Genomic DNA, 3,348 nt, shown 5'->3' on the forward strand with positions numbered 1-3,348 from the left:
GTACGGCTTATCCCCTCCCCCCCCGGTCTAGACCGAAGTTGCCGTCGCTTGGACCGGTCCAAATCGACGGTAACTTCGTTCTCGACGGGTAGGGGTCAGCCGCCGGCGGCGTCGGCGTAGCGGCGGGAGAGTCGGGCGAAGGCCCGGCGTAGCTCGGGTGGGCCGACGACCTCGATGTCGACGTCGAACCGGCCCAGGGCGGCGGCCAGCCCGACCCACGACCACGACCCGAGCAGCAGCCGGCAGTGGTCCGGGCCGAGGGGTTCGACGACGCCGTCGTGGACGAACGGAGACACGGCCCCGGCCGGCGCGGCCAGGACCACCTCGCCGGTGCAGGGCCACCCGTCAGAGCCGGACCCGCGGAACCGGCCGGCCACGAACCGGGCCAGGTCGCCGCCGGGCACCTCGCGCGGCGCGAACCGGGGGCCGGTGGGCGTGCGCGGGGTGATCCGGTCGGCCCGGAACGTGCGCCAGTCGGCGCGGTCGAGGTCCCAGGCGACGAGGTACCACCGCCCGCCCCGGGTGACGAGGTGGTGGGGCTCGGCCCGGCGCGCCGGCGCGCCACCCGCCGGGCCGTAGTCGAAGCGCAGCACCTCGCGGGCACGCACCGCGGCCCCGAGCGCGACCAGGACCGCGCTGTCGACCTGCGGCGCGCCGCCGCGCTCGACGGGGGTGACCCGCAGCGCGTCGACGCGGTGGCGCAGGCGCGCCGGCATGACCTGGCGGACCGTGGTCAGCGCCCGGGCCGCGGCCACCTCGATCCCGGCCCCGGACGTGACGGCGATCTGCAGCGCCACGGCCAGCGCCACGGCCTGCTCGTCGTCGAACAGCAGCGGCGGCAGGTCGGCGCCGGCGTCGAGCCGGTACCCGCCGTCCGGGCCCTTGATCGCCGTGACCGGGTAGCCGAGCTCGCGCAGGCGGTCGACGTCGCGGCGCACCGTGCGCGGGCTGACGTCGAGACGCTCGGCCAGCAGCTGCCCCGGCCAGTCGCGGCGCGCCTGCAGCAGCGACAGCAGCGACAGCAGGCGCGCGGACGTGTGCGGCATCCCCTGATCTTGTCCGCGGATCAGGTCAGGATGTGACCGCTTCTCGCGAGAACCTGGGCACACCACGACAGAGGGGGACCACCGTGAGGATGGGGTTGCGGGCGCTGAACCGGGCGACGCTGGCCAGGCAGCTGCTGCTCGCGCGGGCCGAACTGCCGGCCGTCGACGCGGTGGCGCACCTGTGCGGCCTGCAGGCCCAGGAGCCGCAGGAACCGTTCGTCGGGCTCTGGTCGCGGTTGCCGGCGTTCGACCCGGCGTCGCTGTCCGAGCCGCTGGTCGAGCGCGAGGTGGTGCGGACCCACCTCATGCGCCGCACGATGCACCTGGTCACCGCGCGGGACGCGCTGGCCTGGCGGGCCCGCCACGGCGCGATGCTGCGCCAGAGGGTGACCGGCGTGTACCGCCGCGAGCTGGCCGGCGTCGACCCCGACGAGCTCGCGGCGGCGGGCGAGGCCCTGCTGGCCGACCGCGAACCGCGCACGATGTCCGAGATCGGCCGCGCGCTCGTCGAGCGCTGGCCCGACGCCGGGGCGCGCCCGCTGGGCGAGGCGGTGATCGGTGCCCTGGTCCCCGTGGTGCAGGTGCCGCCCCGCGGGGTGTGGCGCGCGACCGGGGGCGCGCGCTACGTCCGGCTGGCGGCGTGGCTCGACCGCGAGATCGACCCGCCCGCCCCCGACGGCGCCGATCCGGTGGGGGAGGCGCTCGTGCGGCGCTACCTCGCCGCCTACGGCCCCGCCGCCTCGGCCGACCTGCGGGCCTGGTGCGGGCTGGCCGGGCTGCCCCGCGCGGTCGCCGCGGTCCGGGACGAGCTGGTCTGCTTCCGCGACGAGCGCGGCCGCGAGCTGCTCGACCTGCCCGACGCGCCCCGCCCCGACCCCGACACCCCGGCGCCGGTGCGGTTCCTGCCGGCGTTCGACAACGCGATCCTCGGCTACGACGACCGCAGCCGGATCATCGACGACGCCCACCGCAACCTGTCGGTCGCCGGCGAGCGCGTCGTGCTCGTCGACGGCCGGGTCGCCGCGACCTGGACCGTCGACGCGGGCACCGTGGCCGTCACCCCGCTGCACCACCTCTCCCCGGACGACCGCGAAGCCGTCGCGGAGGAGGGTCTGGAGGTGTCGGCCTTCCTGTCCGAGGGCGCGCACCGGCGGGTGCGGGTGGCGGACTCACCCGGCTGACCCGCGCGTCGACGGCGGGACCGGGCGGCGCGACCGGGCCAGCGCCAGCCCGCCGAGCACCACCCCGACCAACCCCACCACCACGGCGATGACGGCCCCGGCCAACCCGTTGCCGGTGCCCAGGCCGCCCGCGGCGGTGGCCGCGTGCACCCCGCCGACGGCGGCGCCGAGCAGGCCCGCCACCACGGCCGCGCCGGCGACGCGCCGCCGGTTCCCGACGCGGCCGGGCCGGGCCAGCGCCAGCCAGCCGCCGACCGCGCTGATCAGCCCGACCACGGCGGCCACGGAGGGCACGGTCCGCCCGGTCCCGAGGGTGTAGCCGCCGGCGGCGGCCCAGTGGTGCACGGCGTCGGTCGCGGCGAGCAGCGAAGCGGACATGGCGGATCCCTCCGGTCGGACGGCGCCGGTGGCGTTCGCACCGGACCCGACCGATGCTCCTCACGGCGCCGGGGCGGCGCATCGAGCAGCGGATGCGTCTCGGTCCTGGCACCCACGGCGTACGGACCGCCACCGGCGGCACGCGCATGCGACCGGGGGAGTACGGCCGTGGGTGGATGCGCGCCCGGTGCCTGGCGCGCACCATGGGACCGTGCTCCGCGGCGAGGGCGACGGGACGGTCCACATGATGCGTGCGCGCCGCGGTCCGCTGCCACCGGTCCTGGTCGACGCGGGTCTGGGCGCCTGCGTGGCGGCGGCGGTGCTCGTCGTCGCCTTCGCCGGGCTCGACCCGCGTGCGCCGGCGATCCCGCGCTTCCCCGATGCCGCCGCGTTCGCCCTGGCCGCTGCGGTCATCGGGGGGCTCGCGGTGCGCCGCAGCCACCCGGTCGCGGCGCTCGCCCTGCTCAACGCCGTCACCCTCGGCTGGTTCGCCGCCGGCCTGCCCGGCCAGCTGGTCGTGCTGGCCCCGCTGGTCGGCTGCTACACGGTCGCCGCCCACCGGGGCTGGCGCTGGGGCCTCGCCGCCGCGGTGCCCACCGCGCTCGTCCAGGTCGTCGCGATCCGGGTGGTGCTCGGCGACGTCGAGACCGTCGGCGTGGTCCCCGACGCGGTGCTGCTCGTGGCCACCGCGACCAGCGCGGGCGCGGCCGTCGGCTACCACCGGGCGGTGCTCGCCGCCACCC

4 protein-coding genes are annotated in these 3,348 nt (G+C 77.8%); 2 read left to right on the plus strand and 2 right to left on the minus strand.

The window, feature by feature from the left end; genetic code table 11:
• Nucleotides 1-95 precede the first annotated feature (95 nt).
• A complete protein-coding gene (locus KIK08_RS14260) occupies nucleotides 96-1,046 on the minus strand; it encodes a helix-turn-helix transcriptional regulator (RefSeq protein WP_214403608.1) in 951 nt (316 codons plus the stop codon).
• Nucleotides 1,047-1,135: 89 nt separating this feature from the next.
• Between KIK08_RS14260 and KIK08_RS14265 the strand changes: the two genes are divergently transcribed.
• Complete coding sequence (locus KIK08_RS14265) at nucleotides 1,136-2,227, plus strand: winged helix DNA-binding domain-containing protein (protein ID WP_214403609.1); 1,092 nt, start codon at nucleotides 1,136-1,138, stop codon at nucleotides 2,225-2,227.
• Here KIK08_RS14265 and KIK08_RS14270 read toward each other — a convergent pair.
• Nucleotides 2,216-2,605, minus strand: coding sequence for a DUF6223 family protein (locus tag KIK08_RS14270; RefSeq protein WP_250556994.1), 390 nt, complete (start codon nucleotides 2,603-2,605; stop codon nucleotides 2,216-2,218). The genes KIK08_RS14265 and KIK08_RS14270 overlap by 12 nt on opposite strands.
• 211 nt (nucleotides 2,606-2,816) lie before the next feature.
• Between KIK08_RS14270 and KIK08_RS14275 the strand changes: the two genes are divergently transcribed.
• On the plus strand, nucleotides 2,817-3,348 hold a 532-nt coding region (locus tag KIK08_RS14275; RefSeq protein ID WP_408004674.1), incomplete at its 3' end, for a DUF7134 domain-containing protein.

The sequence above is a fragment of the Pseudonocardia lacus genome, from assembly GCF_018531445.1.
GTDB lineage: Bacteria > Actinomycetota > Actinomycetes > Mycobacteriales > Pseudonocardiaceae > Pseudonocardia > Pseudonocardia lacus.

Excerpts from the sequence above, each read along its gene's own strand:
- KIK08_RS14270 (WP_250556994.1), bottom strand. The coding sequence starts at position 2,605 with ATGTCCGCTTCGCTGCTCGCCGCGACCGACGCCGTGCACCACTGGGCC.
- KIK08_RS14260 (WP_214403608.1), bottom strand. The coding sequence starts at position 1,046 with ATGCCGCACACGTCCGCGCGCCTGCTGTCGCTGCTGTCGCTGCTGCAG.
- KIK08_RS14265 (WP_214403609.1), top strand. The coding sequence starts at position 1,136 with ATGGGGTTGCGGGCGCTGAACCGGGCGACGCTGGCCAGGCAGCTGCTG.